The sequence below is a fragment of the Paenibacillus sp. J2TS4 genome, from assembly GCF_018403245.1.
Taxonomy (GTDB): Bacteria; Bacillota; Bacilli; order Paenibacillales; family NBRC-103111; genus Paenibacillus_L.
In genome coordinates, this window is the sequence record NZ_BOSH01000012.1 from 141,761 (window position 1) to 161,543 (window position 19,783).

Here is a 19,783-nt window from a genome sequence, read left to right on the forward strand (position 1 = left end):
GACCGTTTTCTTTAAGCCGCTTTTATTATAGAAAGCTCTACACTCAGCTCAAGGAGATGCCGGTATTCCCTTCCTTGAGTTCTTTTTTCTTCTTGGGAGGGATGCATGAATGAAATTAACGCTCATTGCGGCCATGGACCGGAATCGGGTCATAGGCCGGGATAACGATATTCCGTGGAAGCTGCCGAAGGATCAAATGTTTTTTAAGCAGACAACGATGGGGCATCCCATTGTGATGGGAAGAAAAAATTACGAGTCTATGGGCCGACCCTTGCCCGGCCGGAGAAATATTGTTCTGACTCGAAATCCTGACTATCGGGCAGAAGGCTGCGAGGTCGTCGCCTCTCCGGAGGAAGCTTTAGCGCTCGTTGCAACGGATCCGGAAGTATTTATTATCGGGGGAGAAGAAGTGTACCGGCTCTTCTTGCCTTACGCTCATCGATTGGTGCTGACGATGATCGATCATGAGTTTGGGGGAGATACCTTCTTTCCTGAAGTAAATGAGAAGGAGTGGAAGTTGATTTCGGTCACTCCCGGCGTGACGGATGAGCGCAATCCGTATCGTTACGATTTTCATGTGTATGAGAGATTATCCGGGGGAGAACGCCTTATTTAGAGGTCTTCTTAGAATCAGTTTGAATGACCGTTTCTACTGCCCGGCAGCTCATTGACGAGTTGCCGGGCAGTTTTTTTGCTTTTATTGCTAAACTAATTCAGGACAGCCTGCAGCAAGCATTATTCTGGTAGGGGATCCAGCTTGGCTCTCGCATAAGCGGCAGAACCGATTAGCCCTGCGTCGTTACCTAATTGGGCTGTCTCGATCTTCAAATGGCTCCAGTACTTTGGCAGGATGGATGCCTGCAGCGACTCCCGGACAGGGGCAAGCAGCTTCTCGCCGGCGGAGGCTACGCCGCCACCGATGATGATGACATCCGGGCTGAGCAAGGTAACGGCGTACGCCAATCCTTGGCCGAGCAGCCTTCCCGTATGACGATAAACTTCCGCCGCTAATTCGTCGCCTTCGTCATATGCGGCGGAGATGGCATCTGCGGTCAGCTCGCCCGGCTCTCGCAGGGCCAGCTCGGCAAGACGGCTTGGCCGCCCGCTGCGGACGGCCTCGGTCACTTGCCGGATCAGGCCGCGGGCCGAGACGACCGTTTCGAGGCAGCCCTTCATGCCGCAGGAGCAACGGGTCTGCTCCCCGCTCATCGGAATATGCCCGAGCTCTCCGGCCATGTTCTGGATCCCGCATAGGATCCGCCCCTGATCGATATATGCTGCGGCCAGACCTGTACCGATCGTTATGCCCAGCACATGCTGGAAAGACCGGCCTGCTCCCTGGATGGCTTCACCATAAACGTACATTCTAACGTCATGATGAATGCATACAGGCAGGCCGATTAAGTCCTTCAAACGTTCGGCCAGCGGAACGTCCTTCCACTGCAGGTTAGCCGCGGATCGGACAATCCCCCGGTCGATATCGATAAATCCGGGCACGCCGGCTCCAATGCCGGCAATTTCAGCGCGGTTCACCCCGGATTGTTCCAGCAGCTTCGCCGCAACGCCGGCAATTCGTTCAATCACCTTATCCGCCCCGAGACGTGCATCCGTCTTTTCTTGAGCTCTGCTGACAATCCGGCCATGCGGATCGATTAATCCACCCTGGATATTCGTTCCGCCCACATCGATACCGATAATGTATTTCCCCATGGCTACCTCCTGTTTCGCCAAGCGAGCCTATCGGCGCGTGGCTTGTGATCAATTACTAGTGTCTGAAGATTGGGAGTCCTGCAGCTACAGCTCCAGCCAATGCCCAAGCGACATCACCCGCTGGACCTCGAACCGTTCATTCAGGACGACGAGATCAGCATCCTTACCGGGAGCGAGCGATCCCTTCCGCTGATTCAGCCCAAGGATCCTTGCCGGATTAAGGCTGGCCAGGCGAGCGGCTTCATAGGGCTTCAGGCCAAGCAGCTCGATTGCATTCTTCACGGCGATGTTCATCGTCAACGTGCTTCCCGCCAGGCTTCCGGTAGGAAGACGGACGATTCCGGCCTCAACAGTCAGCGAATCTCCGGCCTCCGTTATATACTTGCCGTTCGGCAATCCTGCTGGGCGGACGGCGTCTGTAATCAGCACCACCCGGTCCAATCCTTTCATGTGAAGCAGCACTTGCGCGGCGGCCGGATGAGCATGGTGAGTATCGAAGATCAGCTCCGCGGTAACCCTCTCATCTAACCAGGCTGCAGCCAGCATGCCGGGCTCTCGGTGATGGAACCCTCTCATCCCGTTGTAGCAATGGGTGACATGCTGAACTCCCCAGCCTGCTGCACGTATCATATCCTCGTACGTGGCACCGGAGTGGCCTGCCGATACGATGATATTCTGTTCACGCAGATGGCGGATGACTGATTCCGCACCGTCCAGTTCGGGGGCGATCGTCACCAGTCGAATCTGCCCGCCGGAAGCGTCCAGCCATTCTTTCATCTGTGGCAAGGAAGGCTGGAGCAGCTCCTGCTCAAACTGAGCTCCTCGATATGCCGACGCCAAAAAAGGCCCCTCCAAATGGATGCCCGCGATAAGTGATCGCAGAGGCTCCTGTGAAGAGGCCATATATGCCTTGGCTGCGGTAAGCGCTGAAGTAATGGCTGCGATCGGCGCCGTTCTGGTCGTTGGCAGGAGTGTCGTCGTCCCGTGGGCGGCATGATAATGACACATTCCCTCGATCGCTTCCGGCGTTGCATCCATCAAGTCAAAGCCATTCCCCCCGTGGACATGGAGATCGATAAAGCCAGGATAGATGAACGCTCCCCGGGCATCATATTTGTCGGCCGCTGCTGAATCGGGATCGGGGGCATGTTGGCCAATTCGGACTATCTTCCCGCCGTCGATAGTCAGGGAGCCTCCAGTGATGGTCTCGGTCTCCATCACTATGTTTGCATTCTCGATTACGATAGTCATAACTAAGCCTCCTTGGCGGTCTTTTACGCTCATCTTAATCGAATCGCGGCTGAAAGACAATGGCCAAATTAGCTTTCTCAATGGATCGATGATGCTCGGTCTAGGAGGTCCTTCTCGTTCCCTATTGTCATTAAAAAATGATTCGCTCTTAACTTCCGCGGACGTAGTCTCCCTGCTTGACGTCCCCGCCATCTATGAATTGGATGCGGACAGAGTTGCCTTGGTCAAGGTCCGGAGAATCGGACACATGATAATGGATATGAGGCTCGCTGGAGTTGCCCGAATTTCCGCATAGTCCCAACAAGTCCCCGGCTTTGACTTCATCTCCGACTTTGACTTGAATGGACTGCTTCTGGAAGTGAGCCAGCATGCTGTATTCCCCATTGGCGTGCTCGATGACGACATGGTTTCCTGCGGGGTTGGAAGGGTCCATCTTTCCAACGGGAGTGTTATCATCCAAATCGTTCTCTACCTTAACGATTTTGCCATCGGCCGGCGCCAGTACCTCTTGACCGAAAGCGTAATAGCTTTCATTCTTGGTCGGATCACCTTCGTAGGAACGGTCTTCTTTAAGCATGATCCAGTCGAAGGCGTATCTCTGGCTTGGGTGAGCGTAATGATAATTGACCAGCACATTGGTTCCCCCCCAGAAAGTAAACCATTCCCCGGCAAAAGGATACTGGTATTTCCCTGATGTATACTGCCCGTCCGTCTCCGGGAAGGCCTCAAGAAGAACGACCTGCAGACCAAGAATCGTGCCTGGCGGATCAAAAAAAGCGGTCATTCCTTTGCTGCCGTCCTCGCTCGCCCACGTATACCTTACATTATTGTCCAAGGGCACTTCGGATTGAAGCTTATAAGCGGCTACCCCTTGGTTAAAATCGGCAGCCAGCGCCTGAAATTCAGTATTTGATACTTGTTGCTTGAATTCCTCGCTAAACTGTTTGTAGATTCGCTCATAATCCCCTTGCAGAAACACCTTTGCAAAAAGGTCGGGGGCCACTTGGCCGTCCTTCTCCTCGGCCTTATTACCGGGAGAGGCGGAAGGCTGATTAGTATCGGGGGAGGAAGGCTGGATGGCACTGGGGGCTTCCGAAGCGCAACCGGACAGCAGGCCCGCTGCAGCGGTTTTCCATAATCGATTAGTCATAACTTATGTCACTCCTTGTTGGCGGGCAGTTCCATTGCCCGTCCTTTATTCGTAACTATCATAGCATGCTGGTCTTTCCCGCGTTTCAACGGAAGCTTACCGCTAGCTTAATTTTTTTGCAGAAGGAACTAAAAGCAAAAATAGATTTGTAGCCATTTTCCAAGACGATACCCGGAATCATACCTCTTGCCACTTCTCGCTGATCCTCCCTGTTGTCGATGCATATTTTTCGGTTCGCTGCTGCTGAGAAAGAACAAATCGAGAGCATACATGCATCTCCAGAGAGCATTTTCGATAACAGGCCTTAACCCGTTGCCTTAATCCGTTAAGGTCTTGTTAAGGTTAGGGTATGCTTCCGGAAATGAGTGCATGGTATGATGGAGAAAAGGAATAGTTACGGGGGATGCTGCCGGATGCATGAGATGAAAGACGCTAAGCTGCTTATAGTTGATGATGAACCGTCCATCTTGAAAATGCTGAAAACCGTTTTGGCCAAAGAAGGATTCGAGAAAGTGGATACGGCGGGGAGCGGGGAAGAAGCCGTCGAGCTGTGTCATAGAACACGCTACGACTTCATTATTCTGGACGTGATGTTGCCCGGGCGCAGCGGCTATGAGGTATTTCCGTTTTTGCGCCAGACGACGGACGCTCCGGTGCTGTTTCTTACGGCCCGGACGACCGATTTCGACAAGCTGACCGGATTTGCCGTGGGCGGGGATGATTATATGACCAAACCGTTTAATCCTCTTGAAGTGGTAGCCCGGGTGAAGGCCCAGCTCAGGCGGTATTTGAGCGTCACCCCCGCCTTTGTTGATATGGAGGAACGCTATCGGTTCGGCCGGTTCGAGGTCGATGTGAGGGCCGGGGAGCTTATAGTGGAGGGCAGTCCGGTCAGCTGTCCGGCTCAGGTTTTTCAGCTGCTTGTTTTTCTTTGCCGCCATCCGAATAGAATATTCAGCAAAAGTGAGCTGTATGAGCGGGTGTGGGGGGAAAGCAGCGTTAGCGAGGACAACACCGTTATGGTCCATATCCATCGGATTCGTGAACGGATAGAGAAGAACCCCGCAGCGCCGGAATATTTGCTGACGGTCAGAGGACTCGGATACAAGCTCGTTAACCGGGAGATTTCTGATGGACGTTAGGAAGCGGCTGATTCTTCAATTTATTTTGCAGCTTGTTTTTGTCGGGGCGGTGCTGATCGGTTTAATGGTCGGGATGATCTACTATCTTGCCGACCAGATGACGGAGATGGAGATGAGAAGGGAGTTTGCCAAAGCCGGTCTTCCCAAATTGGTGGAGTCTATGGAAATGAAGGAGGGGACGTTTCAATTTGATGAGAACTTGCTTGATAGAGTCAAGCAGAGCGGCGGCTGGCTCCAGACGTTGGATGAAGAGGGGCAGGTCATCACTTCCCACTTCACCCCTGCCAATGTTCCAGACCGGTATAATCCGGGGGAATTAGTCGATTATTGGATGGGAAAGAAGCCTTTTCCTTATAGTCTCTACATTTGGATACAGGTCAAAGGAGGGACAACCTACACTTTACTTTACGGAGTAAAGCCGGAAGGAGGAGAGCTTGTCCAAAGCCTGACTGAACAGGCGGCATTTTCCGACGGGAAAATCCTGATTCCCGATGATATGGAGCAAACGCTGAAAGCAAAGCATGGCTGGGTTCAAGTGCTTGATGAGCAAGGGGATGAGGTGGCATCTTTATACAAGCCTTCTGAGGCTTTGACTCATTATACGCTTAAAGATTTGATTTTTGGTTCATTCAGTACTTTTTCGGATTCCTATCGGTTGTGGTCGAACTATGAGGAAAAAACAGGCTTGACCTGGGTTGTCGGATTGCCGGTTTTTGAGGAAGAAGGGACGGTACAACCACCATTCGTGTTCGGGTCGGAGGGGCAATTGCTGCTATTTGGATTCGCTTTGTTTCTCGCCGCCGTTTTGTTGTTGTTTGGAGTTCTGTCCTTCTGGTATGGCCATCGGTTCGGAACCCCTATTCTGCATATGATCCGATGGCTGCAATCGTTGGGCAGTGGAGTCTACGAGGAGCCGCTCGATCACCAAGGGCTTCCCAGAAGCAGAAGGCCGTCTGGAAAGCTTAAGCGCCGGTACAGATTATATACCGATGTGGTGCAAATGCTGAACGGGTTGACCGAAACGCTGAAACGAAATAACGAAATCCGAACCAATCTGGAAAAGTCACGGGAGGAATGGATTGCCGGAGTTTCCCATGATTTGAAAACCCCGCTCTCTTCGATTAAAGGCTATGCCCACATGCTGGAGTCCGAACAGTACGACTGGTCTGTCGCCGAAATCCGCGAATTCGCCGGAGTGATCAAAGATAAAGCCGACTACATGGACGAGCTGATTGCGGACTTGAGCATGACTTACCGGCTGAAGAACGGGGCGCTGCCCTTAAAGATGGAACAGACCGAGATGAATGAATTCATCCGTGGAACGGTGATTTCCTTCCAGAACGATCCCGGATTTAGGCAGGCTAACATTTGTTTTCGCGATGCCGGGAAACCGATAGATTACCGCGTGGATGTCCACTGGTTCCGACGCATTCTGGACAATCTGCTGGCTAACGCACTACTCCATAATCCGGCAGGGACCCAAGTAGAGGTCTCGCTTAACGCCGTGGCAAAGAGTGGATTTACAATAACGGTTAGCGACAACGGAGAAGGAATGGATGAAGACGAAATCAAGAATTTGTTTGAAAGATATTACCGGGGAACCAACACAGAGGGGGCCAGCAGAGGAACCGGATTAGGGCTTGCCATTGCCAAGCATCTCGTTCACGAACATGGAGGCACAATCGAAGCGGAGAGCGGGCCCGGAGCCGGTGTCACTATCCGTATGCGGTTCGGGATGAAGGTAGCAAAGGATGGTTAGGGCCCGGATTCAACTGTAGGGACAGCGGCCTGCGTACTAGCAGGCCGTTGTTTGCTTATTCGATCATTAGAAGCAAAATGCACGGGAGACGATGACAAGAAGAATAAACAGCACCAGAATCGTACCTGTAGAAGTGAAACAGTGTCTGAAACCGCCAACTGCGCTCATTGAACTTCCTCCTCTCATTTAGGCCTAAGTTATTTTATGATTTTGCATTCACTTCGCTTGGGTGAACATCCCGAGAAGCTAAATATTGTGCAGGAGTGTATTTTATTTAACGTTATATGCAAAGAAGAGTAGGAATCGAACTTGCTAAAACCTTTAGAAGTCCGGTGAAAAACTGCCGATTAACGTGCAAATGTGCAGGTCATTATGGGAAAAGCCATCGGCATAAAATGTTGGATAACCGACTTTTGGCAAAGGGGATGGCATGATTTGAAACCGACAGGAGAGCAGGCGGCCCGGCTTTTTATTGATCATTGGTACCCCGATTGCTGTATAGCTATTCTGGCGGGAAGCGCTGCCCAAGGGAGGGAAAATGATTATTCCGACCTGGATTTGGTCATCATGGATGAAACGGTACCCAGGCCATACAGGCGAACTTACCGTGAGTTCGGGAGGACAATCGAGGCCTTTGTCCTGAACCGTGCATCCTGTCCGGCGCTATTCATGGTCGGGATTACAACGGTCCTCCCCTCCCTGCAGAGAATGGTGGCGGAAGGAGTAGTCCTGAAAGATGATGGAACGGCCGCCGAAATCCGAGAGCAGGCCAGGAATGATTTGGCGGCGGGCCCTTTTCCCTGGATGGAGGAAGAGAAAGAGGCGGCCAGATACAGGATCAGCGAATATTTGGAAGACTTATCGGGCTCGTCGGACCGGGGAGAAAATTTATTCATCGTCCAACAGCTCGCGGAGCTGGTGACGGAATTTGTGCTGAGGGCCAACAATCAGTGGCTCGGAGAGGGCAAGTGGGCGCTGCGGATGCTTCAGCGATACGACGCTTCCTTCAGCCGCAGCTTGATCGCCTGTCTGGAGGACTTCTACGTAAGAAACGATCGCCGATCGCTTGTCCGGCTGGTGGACAACGTGCTCGAGCCATGGGGGGGCAGACTGGCGGAAGGACATATTATTTATGCCGATGCCGATCTGGAGGAAGGAGAAGGCTGGGGGGGCTGATGCAGTCTATTACCAAACGCGTCTTATTGCCGTATCCAAACAGAAAACCTTTCACATCAAATTCTTTCATATAAAACTTTCTGGTAGTTTCAGCAGAAAGTTTTTTTGCTGTTTAAAGTAAATATCAATTCACTTAATTGACCATATAGTCCAAGCGTTTAGACATATAGAACATTTATTGCCCGTGGGACCGAAAGGTATAATGAAGCTGTAATGTTCAGCAGCTCCTTGCCAATATCGTTTCGATCCTGTTTTGAATACGGTTTCATTAAGCGAGCTTATGGACCTTTATAAATGCCGGAATGGCTGCTGTAACTAATTAGAATACTTCATAGATTAGGCACATCCTTTGACTATTGTAGTGATATCATCCGGCGATTCCTGTTTAGCAAAGTAAAGGACAATGAGGAGAGAGGTTAAGATGGCTAACGTAACCGTTCAGGAAAACTCGCTGCCAGGGACTCTGGATTGGCAGACGACTCTGTTTAAGTTTGATTATCCGGAGACGCTGCAAGCTTCCCCGTTAATTCGCGGCTTGCGCTCCTCCGTTATAGAAGGCTATGCCTCTCGTACGAGTGTTTATCCGGGGGAGAGCATCGATCTGATGGTAAGCACTAATCCGGCGTGCCCCTATGTAATAGATATTTATCGAATGGGTTACTATGGCGGCTTAGGCGGTCGGCACATGCTGCATCTGGGTCCGTTAGCCGGAGAACAGCAGCCGGTTCCTATGGAAACAATAGAGCGCCTGAGGGAATGCAACTGGCGGTCAAGCATTACTCTGCCTATTCCCGAGGATTGGGTCAGCGGCGTCTATCTGGCTAAGTTAACCTTGAATGGAGAGTTTCCTGCACAAAGCTACATTATCTTCGTGGTGAAGCAGCGACGAAAAACCGATGTGCTTGTCCAGGTAAGCGATTTGACCTGGCAGGCCTATAATAAATGGCCTGGAACCAATTCTCTTTACGATGACGGGACGCCTGAACTCTGGTATTCCGGACCGAATGTCAGAGTCAGTCTGGACCGCCCCTATTCCAAGTATTGTCAGATTGTAGACGCGCCCTTATCCTGTGGTTCAGGAGAATTCCTGTTATGGGAGTTTCCGCTTTCCTATTGGATGGAGGCTGAAGGGTATGATGTCACCTATTGCTCGAACCTCGATCTTCACGGGGACCCGGATTTGCTGGAAACGTGCAAAGTTTTTATCTCTGTTGGACACGACGAATACTGGACTAGACAAATGTACGACAATGCCGCTAAAGCCCGGGATGCCGGGGTTAGCTTGCTTTTTCTGTCGGGAAATGATTTATTCCATGAAATCATTCCGTATCCTAACCAGCGAACGGGAGCACCGTTCCGCGCATTTGCGCGCAAACAGCGGTTTTCTGACGAGCATGAGCTTATGGGCTCCTCCACCTTTGGTCCGGGGTATGGTGATTGGACGGTAGTTAAGCCGGAGCATTGGGTATTTGAAGGAACCGGAATGAAGGCTGGAGACCGCATTCCCGGATTAGTCGGGTGGGAGTATCACGGTACACCTTTCAAAAATATTGATGGCCTGGAAGTGCTGGCTCATGGTGAATTGTTCGGGGTTGGCCCCGAAGAAGAATACAATGATCCTGTTATCGGGGACGGGAAGCATGCCGCGGTAATCTATCCGGGGCCACGCAATAACTGGGTATTCAATGCGGGGACCATTTGGTGGGCAGAAGGGCTAAGCAGCCCGCCGGGGCATATTCCCGCTACGGGAACCTTCGGGCGTGTTCAAGGTCCGGATCCTAGAGTGCAACAAATCACCCGGAACTTGATCAATCGTTGTATTGGAGACAATAAATAGTATATAGATAAGGAAGTATTTTACAGCTATATAAATGATTAAACATAGAGTTGGGGGTTATGACAGATGAAGCACGATAAATTAATTAAAGGAGTTGCCTATCATGGCAACCGGATCCTTCGTCATGTGGAAACAGATATGAGGGATATTATTGAGCGGCATTTTAATCTAGTGGTTCATATGTTTTCTCATACTGATTGGGATCGCCATCGGAATATAATGAAAGAAATTATTCAAATTACCGAAGGCTACGGACTGGATGTATGGGTGGATAATTGGGGGCTCGGCGGCCCACCGGGAGATAAGGCGCATTTTCTCGGTTATTCCCCCGATAGCCGTCAGGTCTATTCCGACGGAGCGGTCGATCCTGTCAGGGCTTGCTTGAACAGTCCGGATTTTCGCAATTTTACGAAGGAATGGATTGATGTCGTTCGGGATATTGGCGGCAAAAGCATTTTCTGGGATGAGCCGCATCTCGCTGCGAAATCGATGGAAAACGGCCAGCCTCAAGTGTGGACCTGCCGCTGTCCGCGCTGTCAGAGCCTGTTCGAGGAGCGGTACGGCAAGAAGATGCCGACGGAATTTACAGAGGAGGTTAGTCAGTTCAGGATTGGGTCGATCGTCGATTATTTCGCCGAAGTGACCCGATACAGCAAGAGCAAGCAAATGGAGAATATCGTTTGTGTCATGCTCGGTGCGGAGTACGGCATCAACCTGTCGACCATCCATGAGATTGCCTCCTTGGATTCCTTGGACAACATTGGTTCGGATCCTTATTGGCTAGGGAGTGATGCCGATCCGTACCAGCTCGTATACGATTCTACCAAAAGAAATCTGGAAGTGTGCGGGCAATACGGCAAATCCCACAACCTGTGGATTCAAGGCTACGGCACCCCGGCGGGACGTGAAGAAGAAATTATTCTCGCAACGGATGCTGCGTATGATGCGGGCGCGCGCACAATTTTGGTTTGGGGCTACCGGGGCTCGGAATCGAATGATTATCGAGCACACCATACTGACCTGACATGGAAAATTATTGGTGATGCCATGCGGAGAATTACCGATCGACATATGGACGCCCAGCGGGCAAAGTATTTGCTTCCATAAATCCTTTCTTCTGCCAGATTCTAGCGGGAGGACTCACAGCAGATAAGGTCCTATTCACCAAGCTTTGTTTTTTCCCGATAATCGGCTGCTGAGGTGCCGGTGTATTTTTTGAAGAGCCGGGAGAAATAGGCGGGGTCCTGATAACCAAGCCTTTGTGAAATTTCTTTGATTTGCCATGTGGTCAGGCGCAGCAGCTTCTTCGCTTCGGAAATTTTAAGCCGGTTAACATATTCGTTCAAGGGATAACCGGTGTTTTGCTGCACAACCCGACGCAGAGTGGAGCGAGAGATATGATTTCGCTCCCAAACCTGCTGCTCCTCCCAAGGTTGGTACAGATTGCTGGCGATGTCCTCCAGAATTTGCAGCACAAATTCCGGCTTTTTGCTAGTTGAGTGAGCAGCTCTTTGATTCGCGTCCTGAACAGAGAAATCGAATACGAGGGATTCCAGCAGCAAGGCCGCCCGATCCGTATTGTCCGGAATTCCGCTTTCTATCAGATCGCCGATCGTTTCGATTTTACGAATGAAGTTTCGGTCGGAGCCGACCCGCAGCACCGTACCTGGAATCACGATTTTATTATCTAGCCATTCCTGTACCCGGCTTCCTTCAAAAGTGATATAGTATTCATCCCAACCGTCCTCACTATCGGGGCCGAAGGTGAATCTATCACCGGGCCATTCCCAAAAGAGACAGCCTTCTTCCAAACGCTGGACCGGTTCGTCGTTGAACTGAACGCTTCCTTTTCCCCGGACGATGTAGGTGAAGGCCCAATGCTCGTAGGAAATCTCTTTCTGCTTAAGCGTTCTCCCGGGTAAATGTCCATATTGAAGGACCGTGAGGTTTTTGATCCGTAATTTGGATCGTTCCAGCTTCAGATCAACGATGCGGATGGGCTGAGGACCGATCATATCATCCAGAAATGTACTCAAATGAAAAGCCCTCCAGTCAAGAGGTTGGATTTGTTATTTCCGAATACCCGAGCTTGCCGGAAATCGCGTTGGCTTGCTCCTTCATATATTGTCCAGTTAGGGTGAATTCGGAGCTGGATAGCTCATTACGGAGACAGGTGGCTCCAAGAGCTGCGATAACTTCGCCCTTATGATCGCGGATAGGGGCGGCAATGCAGCGAATGCCTGTTTCTCCCTCTTCATCTTCCAGGGCATAGCCGTTCAGCCGAACGAGCTCGAGAGTTTTCTTGAATTCCTCTGCACGGGTTATGGTGTTCTGAGTGGCGGCAGGCATCCCGCGTGCTTCGAGAATTCGATCGAGATCCGCCTCTGGCAGCCAGGCAGCCAGTGCTTTGCCGACTCCGGAATTGTGCAAGGGCCAGGCCTGCCCGATCTTAGTCGCAAACTGGACGAAGCCGGGACCGGGCACCTTCTCAATGTACATCGCCTGCTCGTTCTCCAGGACAGCCAGATGAATGGTGAAACGCATATCCTCGGCCATTTTCTCCATAATGGGGCGAGCCACCTTGCGGATATCCAGCTTGGAAAGAACGGTCATCCCGATGTTGTAGATTTTTAATGTGGGGCGGTACTTGCCGTCCTCCAATTTGTGGACGAAGCCAAGCTGCTCCAATGTCGACAGCATCATAAAAATGGAGGTTTTGGGAAGCTTGCTTAGTTCATACAGATCATTGAGACTCCCACGGCTAAAGCCGCAAGCTGATACCTTCGGTATCATTGGGTTCTTGGGTGGTAGTCGGCAGTGCATTTCTGCTAACCGTAGTTCCCCCAAGTTCAGGGCTGTCTCATCAGCCCATCCTAAGACAGTGCATTTAGCATCTTAGGCTGACAGACTGTTACCATCTGCCACAGGTTTGCTCTGAAAATGTTTTAGCGTCTTCGTCTTGACGACTTCATACATTTTACGCTCAAGAAGATTCGCTTGAGCAACCTCATATGTATGCTGTTTTCAAAGAGCGAGTGTGTTTTAACGTCTATTGCTTGACGGCACAAAGGACATACCCTAATTATACCAAATCAGGTTTGCCCTGCCCATCCCATGAAGGGATGTTCTGGCAAAGCCGTCTTTCATCCCACGATTAAAACCGTGGGCTTTCAGTCGGAAATTCTTGTAATTCCTAGCGGCCCGTCAGAGTCAGCGAGTATTTCTATCAGGTGAGCCCTTTTTCCAATGCGGGTACAATGTAGCGGTTTTTCCCCATAGCAGACTCCTTTGTGAGACATATGGAACATTAATCATAAAAACTGCTGCTTTTCAATAAAGACCCGTTGCAGTGCGGAATCCATTGGCTTGAGTCTTTAAAATGAAAATAGTATATCGTAAGCGTTTTATATATAGAAAACACTTTCGATAAAAACGTTCGATTTTAAATCATGATGGAGGTGGGATTTTTGCAGTCTATCACTAGGGAAGAATCTGTTCGCGCGTGGGCAGAGGCAAACCGGTCGCGAATGATTGATTTCATTTCTGGCCTGGTCCGATTTGATACGGTCAATCGATTTGTGGATGGTGATGAACGAGACTGTCAGCACTTCTTCGCCGATAAGTTGAAGAGTATGGGGCTGGAGGTCGAGTTGTATTCACCCGAGGATGCCCCGGGCTTCCGGGAACATCCGGCTTATTATCCAGGCAAGGATTACAGCGACCGTCCGAATGTAGCTTCCAGGTGGAAAGGGACCGGAGGAGGAAAATCCCTGTTGTTCTCGGGACATATGGATACGGCGGTCGTCGCTCCAGGCTGGTCCCATAGTCCTTGGGAGCCTCGGGAAGAAGGAGACCGACTGTATGGGCTAGGATCGTTCGATATGAAGGGCGGGCTGGGTGCGGCGGTTATGGCTGTGCTCTGTTTGCAGGAGCTAAATCTCCGTCCCCAAGGAGACGTGCTGATCGAATCGGTCGTCGATGAAGAATTTGGCGGGGCCAATGGGACACTGGCCGGAAGATTGAAAGGAATAGAGGCCGATGCGGCTATCATTCCTGAACCGACCAATCTCGATATTTGCCCGGCCACGCGCGGCGGAGCTATATGGCGACTGACGTTTCGCGGGAAGACCGGCTTGTCGTTCAGTGGCGAGACGCTTATTAACCCGCTGTATGACGCTGGCAAATTTATGGCCTATCTGGAGCAATTTGAGCAGGAGCGAAGCTCCAAGCCCGGACCGGCTCCCTGGTATGAACAACGTCCGGAGCTTCCGGTAATTATTACAAGGGTAGAGGCAGGAGATATGACCGCTGCTCTATGTGATGTTGGGCCGGAGGAATGCCATGTCGATATTTGGATAGAGTGTCATCCGGGAACGACGGAGGAGCAATTGAAGCAAGAAATGATCGACGGTTACCTGCGCCAGTACGGGCCGGACGCCAGGCTTCCCGAGTTTCGGAAGATGATCCGCTTTTTGCCGGGAGCACAGTTATCGCCGGATTTCCCTTTGCTGCCCCTGCTGGCGGAAGCGGCCGGGGATGTTACCGGGGAAGAAGCCGTCATTCAGGGAGCTCCCTTTGCATGCGATTCCTTTATGTTTAACTTGTATAGCCCAACTCCGGCTGTCGTGCTTGGACCGAAAGGGGCCAATGCTCATGCGGCTGATGAATATATCGACATTCCTTCGCTTCTTCAATTGGTCGAAATCTACGCTTTGACGATTCTGCGTTGGTGCGGAGCGGAGGAAGGGAAGAAGGAGGAGTAGAGTGATGAGAGATGCGGTTCGTTCTGATAAGGCTTCCAAAGGAGATGGTCCATACTCCCAAGGAATTGTGTCCGGGGGATTCGTGTTTGTCTCCGGACAAGGACCGTTGGATAGCGTAACAGGGGCAGTCCTTGGGCAAACCGTAGAGGAGCAGACCGAGTACACGCTGCAAAATATTATTCATATTTTGGAAGCGGCAGGATGCTCGATGAATGATGTAGTCAAAGTAAATGTCATTCTATCGGATTTGCAAAATTTTGCTGCATTTAATGAAGTGTATCGCCGACATTTTAGTGAGCCCATGCCGGCAAGAACTTGCTTTGGCGGGCAATTGGACGGAATTCTGGTGGAAATTGATGTCATCGCCAAAATTCCGGAATAACAGCAAAGGGGCCGAATCATGAAGCGTTATACGGATCAAGTTGTATGTGTCACCGGGGCAGGAAGGGGAATCGGCCGTGCGGTCGCCGAGCGATTTGCGCAGGAAGGGGCCGATCTTATATTAATCTCTAATGAAGAAAAAGATTTGCTGGAGGCCGAAGCGGACTTGCGGCAAACCGGGTGTCGGACATTCGCTTGCGTAACGGATGTTTCCGATCCTGAACAAGTCGATCAAGCCGTCGCTCGCGCCTTAGATAAGTTTGGCAAGATCGATGTGCTGATTAACAATGCCGGGATTGCATGGGAGGAAGATTTTCTCGACATTTCCGCCTCTAATTGGAACAAAATCATTGACGTCAATTTAAACGGAATGTTCTATGTGGCACAAAGAGTGTCCAGGCAGATGGCCGAGCAGGGCGGGGGAGTCATTGTCAATATGGCCTCCACGAACGGTTTGGTGGGCGAAGAGAAATATGCCCATTATAACGCATCCAAGGGGGGAGTCGTGCTGCTGACGAAGACGATGGCGTTGGAATTGGGCGCTAAAAACATCCGCGTCAATGCCGTATGTCCGGGATATATCCGCACCCCGATGTCCGATGCAATCGACAGCCCGGAATTCGTCGCCGAATATATTCGCCAGAGAATTCCGCTTGGCCGGGCGGGTACGATGAAGGACGTAGCCGGAGTGTTCGCGTTCCTCGCGTCGGAGGACGCTGCTTTTATCCATGGAGAGATGATTGTCGTGGACGGTGGACAGCTTGCCATGTAGGAGGGCCGCTAGGCCGCTATATAAATTGAACTAAAGAATCCATAGATCATGGAGTGGAGAAAGAAAGATGCTTCCAGGGCGAGTTTTGGCTTTGTATTCCAACCATCCGAAGGCCCATCCCATAAATAAGGAATACAAAACAAGATGTTTGAAGCTTCGGAGGCACTTTCCTTCGGAACGGAATGATCCCTTTCTTTAGTGCCACTTATATAGTTCAACGCGCGCAGGTTACATCTGCGGCCAAGTCCGGAGATAGACGGAGATAGGGGGAGAGAATTGGATGAAGCTGAATTTAGAGGGAGATTTGGCAGATTTGGAGGCAGGAATAGCCACGCTAAGTCCGGATCTGCTCATTGAGAGGGGCGCCGACGGTCTGACGGTATCCGTTGAAAGAACCGGGGATCCCCGGATTGAGGTATCCATGGACGGGGAACGCGCCGTCATCCGTTATTCGCGGCCAATCCATTTTTACCGTGCGCTCGGACTGCTTGTCGAATCACTTCGCGAAGGCAAGCCATTCGCTGTGACGGAGGAACCTCAATTCGATACGATCGGGCCGATGTTCGATGTGTCGCAAGGGAATGCTGTATTGAATTTGGAAACCGTAAAGCGGATGATCCGGCTAATGGCGGTCATGGGGCTGGATATGTTCATGCTTTACGCCGAAGACAGCTATGATGTGGAGGAACAGCCCTACTTTGGTTACATGCGGGGAAGATACACGCAGCAGGAGCTGAAGGAGCTGGACGATTACGCATCACAATTTGGCATCGAAATGATCCCGTGTATTCAGACACTAAGCCATTTGAAGGACGTGCTGAAATGGGCTTGCTTTGCCGACATTCGCGATGATGAAGAAACCATGCTGGTTGGTCATGAGCAGACCTACGAATTTATTGAGCAGATGATCGCGGCTGCCATGCGCCCGGTTCGTACCAAGCGGATTCATATCGGGATGGACGAAGCCTGGAAGCTGGGCCAAGGAGAATATTTGCTGCGAAACGGATACCGGTCCAAGTTCGACATAATGAACGACCACTTAAAACGGGTGCTGGACATAACAGATAAATACGGTCTTAAGCCTATGATGTGGAGCGATATGTACTTCCGCGCCGGGTCCCAGACGGGCGATTATTACGATAAAGACTGCGTCATCCCTGATGAAGTGGTAGAGGCTATGCCAAAGGGAGTGCAGCAGGTGTATTGGGACTACTACCACTTCGACGAGGAGTTCTACATCGATTGGATTCGCCGGCATAAAAAATTAGGATCGATGCCCGTATTTGCCGGGGGGATCTGGAATTGGAAAGGATTTGTCCTTAATTACGGAGCGACCTTCGTCTCTACGAATGCTGCACTCCGGGCGTGCAAGCAGGAAGGAGTCCGTGAGGTTATCGCTACGCTGTGGGGGGACGATGGCACGGAATGCGATATTTACTCGGCTTTATTGGGCCTGCAGCTGTTCGCCGAACACGCTTATTCCCGGGAGCTGGGTGAGGATAAGCTGGCCCGCCGGTTCCGCTTCTGTACGGGGGCGGAGATGAAGGCCTTTATGGATATAAAATTTGTAGATGAGGTGCCAGGAATCCAGCCCGACAATCTGGAAACCTACAATCCTTCCCGCTATATGCTTTGGCAGAACGTTCTGCTAGGCTTGTTTGACCGCAACATCGAGGGACTCTCTATGGGGGAGCATTATCGGATGTGGAGCGATAAGATGAAAGAATACGCCTCGTCCAACGGAGAACTGGGATTCGTCTTCGAGCTTCTGCACAGGCTGTGCTCGGCCCTTGCGCTCAAAGCAGAAATGGGATTGAAAATCACGGGGGCTTATCGTGAAGGAGATAAAGGCGCGCTGGAGGAAATAGCCTCCGTTCATTTGCCTGAACTGACTAAGCGGGTCAACTCCTTAAGAAGCTTTCATAGAGAGAGATGGTTCACTTCTTATAAAGCTTTTGGCTGGGAAGTTATTGACGGACGTTATGGAACTCTTCTTCTTGGCTTGGATACGGCAGCGGCCCGAATAACTGATTATTTAAAAGGACGAATCGCCGTCATAGAGGAACTGGAGGAAGAAAGACTGTTGTTCAACGGGCAGGAAGGCCTGGTCGATTGTTATTTTTATAAAGCGATGCCTACGGCGAGCCGAATCGCTCAGCCTTAATTCATATAGGATTCGGATATATTAAACACTTGCGGGCTATTGTATTTTCGTGGCCTTGCGAGTGTTTTTCTTTTGTTCATTTTACGATTATACTGAATAATCTCTTAAAGACAACGACATTCCTCCTGGCTGCAGAAGGAGAACACGATGATTCCTTCCTGATAATAGGCTATAATAGAAGGAGACCGATAAGAAGTGGAGGCGGAGGGAATGAGTAACCAGACTGATCCTACAGATCCGTATGATCCGGTAACTCGGGTCAAGAACGTCTATTTGGCATGGGGCATCGCCCTTGGAGTAATCGCGGGCATCGTTATCGGCGTATTCTCACAAAATGTCGGTACCGGTTTATTATACTGCGTTCCGATCGGGATGCTGGCCGGGCTTGTGCTCGGAAATTTGCGCAGCAAATCCAAGAAGCCCTAGTTGCTTTTGGGATAGATCAAGCCTTTGTTTGGCGTAGGCTACGCATGCGAAGGCTTTTTCGACATGCCTCATCCTCTGTCTCGTCAATTACTTCTCACAATTCCGTGCCGTCGTCGAGAACAGGTCATGGTTCTGCATCTTTTTGAATGTTTGGCAACGCTTTCTTTTGATGGAAGCTTGCTTTAAGATTAGAATAAAGTAGAGTCAAACAGTATGGGGGGGAAGACCAACATGATATCGAAAGCTTGGTTTAAGAACGTTCTGGACGTTGTTCCAGGCGAAAAAGGCTATCATCCAGTCCGGTTTACTGCAGAGCAACTGCAGCTATACGGTGAAAATGAAGCGTTTCGCGTGCGCAGCCAATGTTCTTCCGGCGGAATGCTTGATTTACTTACCGATTCCACCTTCGTTCGGATAACTTATTATGTAGAGGAAGGGTGCCGGGACTGGTTATATTTTGATCTATATGTAAATAACCGGTTTGTTGGATCGATAGGCTCGGACGAGCTTAAGACGGGGGAAGGATCCGTACTTTTCGAATTACAAGGCATTCATAAGCCGGGAAGCCTGCGGCGGGTAAGCATTTATTTGCCGCATGTCGCTGTTTTGCATATTACCGGGATAGAGTTCTCGAATGAATCTGTCGTCGAGGAAGCTCCGTCCCACGCCAAGCAGCTGCTGTGTCTGGGAGATTCGATAACCCAGGGGATGGATGCGAAGCGGCCGTCATCAGCTTATCCGGTACTGTTGTCCAGATATTTGGGGATGAATCTGCTGAATCACGGGGTGGGCGGCTACTTTTTTAATAAAGATAGCTTGGATCGTCGGCTTCCCTATCAACCGGACTGGATAACGGTCGCTTACGGGACTAACGACTGGCACCGGTGGAATACTCTCTCTGAATTGGAAAGCAAAGCGGAAGGATATTTATCGACTTTGAAGGAGCTCTATCCGGATGCGATGCTTTTTGTCATGACGCCTATCTGGAGAGCGGATTGGAACGAGCCTAAGGCTATGGGCTCATTTGCTGAAGTGATGGGTACGATTGAAAAGGTTAGCCGCTCCATCGGGGGTATTCAGCTGATCGACGGGCTGGATATAGTTCCGCATCAACCGTCCTATTATGGAGACCGGACCGTTCATCCATCGGATGAAGGCTTTCTTCATATGGCGCTGAACATGCTAAAAAGGATGCGCGCTGATGGGAATCGGGGCTAATGAGCGAATGAAGGGTGTAATTAACATAGAAGTA

General features: G+C 50.8%; 18 protein-coding genes. 12 read left to right on the forward strand and 6 right to left on the reverse strand.

Features of this window, described 5'->3' with window-relative positions:
* Positions 1 to 109 precede the first annotated feature (109 nt).
* Positions 110 to 616 carry a dihydrofolate reductase gene (locus KJS69_RS22125; RefSeq protein WP_213585963.1) on the forward strand — a complete coding sequence of 169 codons (507 nt, stop codon included), beginning with the start codon at positions 110 to 112 and terminating at the stop codon, positions 614 to 616.
* Positions 617 to 735: 119 nt separating this feature from the next.
* Here KJS69_RS22125 and KJS69_RS22130 read toward each other — a convergent pair whose 3' ends face one another.
* From KJS69_RS22130 to KJS69_RS22140, 3 genes are all read right to left on the reverse strand, one after another.
* Complete coding sequence (locus tag KJS69_RS22130) at positions 736 to 1,710, reverse strand: ROK family protein (RefSeq protein ID WP_213585964.1); 975 nt, start codon at positions 1,708 to 1,710, stop codon at positions 736 to 738.
* An 84-nt stretch (positions 1,711 to 1,794) separates the two neighbouring features.
* Positions 1,795 to 2,961 carry an N-acetylglucosamine-6-phosphate deacetylase gene (gene nagA / locus KJS69_RS22135; protein ID WP_213585965.1) on the reverse strand — a complete coding sequence of 389 codons (1,167 nt, stop codon included), beginning with the start codon at positions 2,959 to 2,961 and terminating at the stop codon, positions 1,795 to 1,797.
* Positions 2,962 to 3,109: 148 nt separating this feature from the next.
* Positions 3,110 to 4,111 (reverse strand): M23 family metallopeptidase, encoded by a 1,002-nt coding sequence (locus KJS69_RS22140; RefSeq protein WP_213585966.1) that lies wholly within the window; start codon positions 4,109 to 4,111, stop codon positions 3,110 to 3,112.
* Positions 4,112 to 4,533: 422 nt separating this feature from the next.
* On the opposite strand from KJS69_RS22140, the gene KJS69_RS22145 reads away from it, so the two are divergent.
* Together KJS69_RS22145 and KJS69_RS22150 are read left to right on the forward strand one after the other, a co-directional pair.
* Complete coding sequence (locus tag KJS69_RS22145; RefSeq protein ID WP_213586022.1) at positions 4,534 to 5,253, forward strand: response regulator transcription factor; 720 nt, start codon at positions 4,534 to 4,536, stop codon at positions 5,251 to 5,253.
* Positions 5,243 to 7,012 (forward strand): sensor histidine kinase, encoded by a 1,770-nt coding sequence (locus KJS69_RS22150; RefSeq protein ID WP_213585967.1) that lies wholly within the window; start codon positions 5,243 to 5,245, stop codon positions 7,010 to 7,012. Before KJS69_RS22145 ends, KJS69_RS22150 begins: the two co-directional genes overlap by 11 nt.
* Positions 7,013 to 7,078: 66 nt before the next feature.
* Here KJS69_RS22150 and KJS69_RS22155 read toward each other — a convergent pair whose 3' ends face one another.
* Positions 7,079 to 7,180, reverse strand: a complete 102-nt coding sequence (locus tag KJS69_RS22155) for a YjcZ family sporulation protein (RefSeq protein WP_213585968.1) — start codon at positions 7,178 to 7,180, stop codon at positions 7,079 to 7,081.
* A gap of 267 nt (positions 7,181 to 7,447) precedes the next feature.
* On the opposite strand from KJS69_RS22155, the gene KJS69_RS22160 reads away from it, so the two are divergent.
* From KJS69_RS22160 to KJS69_RS22170, 3 genes are all read left to right on the forward strand, one after another.
* A complete protein-coding gene (locus tag KJS69_RS22160) occupies positions 7,448 to 8,188 on the forward strand; it encodes a nucleotidyltransferase domain-containing protein (protein ID WP_213585969.1) in 741 nt (246 codons plus the stop codon).
* Between the two features lie 421 nt (positions 8,189 to 8,609).
* Positions 8,610 to 10,025, forward strand: a complete 1,416-nt coding sequence (locus KJS69_RS22165; RefSeq protein ID WP_213585970.1) for a N,N-dimethylformamidase beta subunit family domain-containing protein — start codon at positions 8,610 to 8,612, stop codon at positions 10,023 to 10,025.
* 66 nt (positions 10,026 to 10,091) lie between these two features.
* Positions 10,092 to 11,132, forward strand: coding sequence for a hypothetical protein (locus KJS69_RS22170; RefSeq protein WP_213585971.1), 1,041 nt, complete (start codon positions 10,092 to 10,094; stop codon positions 11,130 to 11,132).
* Positions 11,133 to 11,182: 50 nt separating this feature from the next.
* Here KJS69_RS22170 and KJS69_RS22175 read toward each other — a convergent pair whose 3' ends face one another.
* Both KJS69_RS22175 and KJS69_RS22180 read right to left on the reverse strand, forming a co-directional pair.
* Positions 11,183 to 12,061, reverse strand: coding sequence for a helix-turn-helix transcriptional regulator (locus KJS69_RS22175; protein ID WP_213585972.1), 879 nt, complete (start codon positions 12,059 to 12,061; stop codon positions 11,183 to 11,185).
* Positions 12,062 to 12,077: 16 nt separating this feature from the next.
* A complete protein-coding gene (locus KJS69_RS22180) occupies positions 12,078 to 12,818 on the reverse strand; it encodes an IclR family transcriptional regulator (RefSeq protein WP_213585973.1) in 741 nt (246 codons plus the stop codon).
* A 674-nt stretch (positions 12,819 to 13,492) separates the two neighbouring features.
* Here KJS69_RS22180 and KJS69_RS22185 point away from each other — a divergent pair.
* The 6 genes from KJS69_RS22185 (at position 13,493) to KJS69_RS22210 (ending at position 19,749) form a co-directional block, all read left to right on the forward strand.
* Complete coding sequence (locus KJS69_RS22185; RefSeq protein WP_213585974.1) at positions 13,493 to 14,788, forward strand: M20 family metallopeptidase; 1,296 nt, start codon at positions 13,493 to 13,495, stop codon at positions 14,786 to 14,788.
* Positions 14,789 to 14,792: 4 nt separating this feature from the next.
* Entirely contained in the window at positions 14,793 to 15,170 is a 378-nt protein-coding gene (locus KJS69_RS22190) for a RidA family protein (RefSeq protein WP_249730662.1), read from the forward strand.
* A gap of 18 nt (positions 15,171 to 15,188) precedes the next feature.
* A complete protein-coding gene (locus KJS69_RS22195) occupies positions 15,189 to 15,941 on the forward strand; it encodes an SDR family NAD(P)-dependent oxidoreductase (RefSeq protein ID WP_213585976.1) in 753 nt (250 codons plus the stop codon).
* Positions 15,942 to 16,221: 280 nt separating this feature from the next.
* Positions 16,222 to 18,105, forward strand: a complete 1,884-nt coding sequence (locus KJS69_RS22200) for a beta-N-acetylhexosaminidase (RefSeq protein WP_213585977.1) — start codon at positions 16,222 to 16,224, stop codon at positions 18,103 to 18,105.
* A 210-nt stretch (positions 18,106 to 18,315) separates the two neighbouring features.
* Complete coding sequence (locus KJS69_RS22205) at positions 18,316 to 18,531, forward strand: hypothetical protein (RefSeq protein ID WP_213585978.1); 216 nt, start codon at positions 18,316 to 18,318, stop codon at positions 18,529 to 18,531.
* A 231-nt stretch (positions 18,532 to 18,762) separates the two neighbouring features.
* A complete protein-coding gene (locus tag KJS69_RS22210) occupies positions 18,763 to 19,749 on the forward strand; it encodes an SGNH/GDSL hydrolase family protein (RefSeq protein WP_213585979.1) in 987 nt (328 codons plus the stop codon).
* Positions 19,750 to 19,783 lie beyond the last annotated feature (34 nt).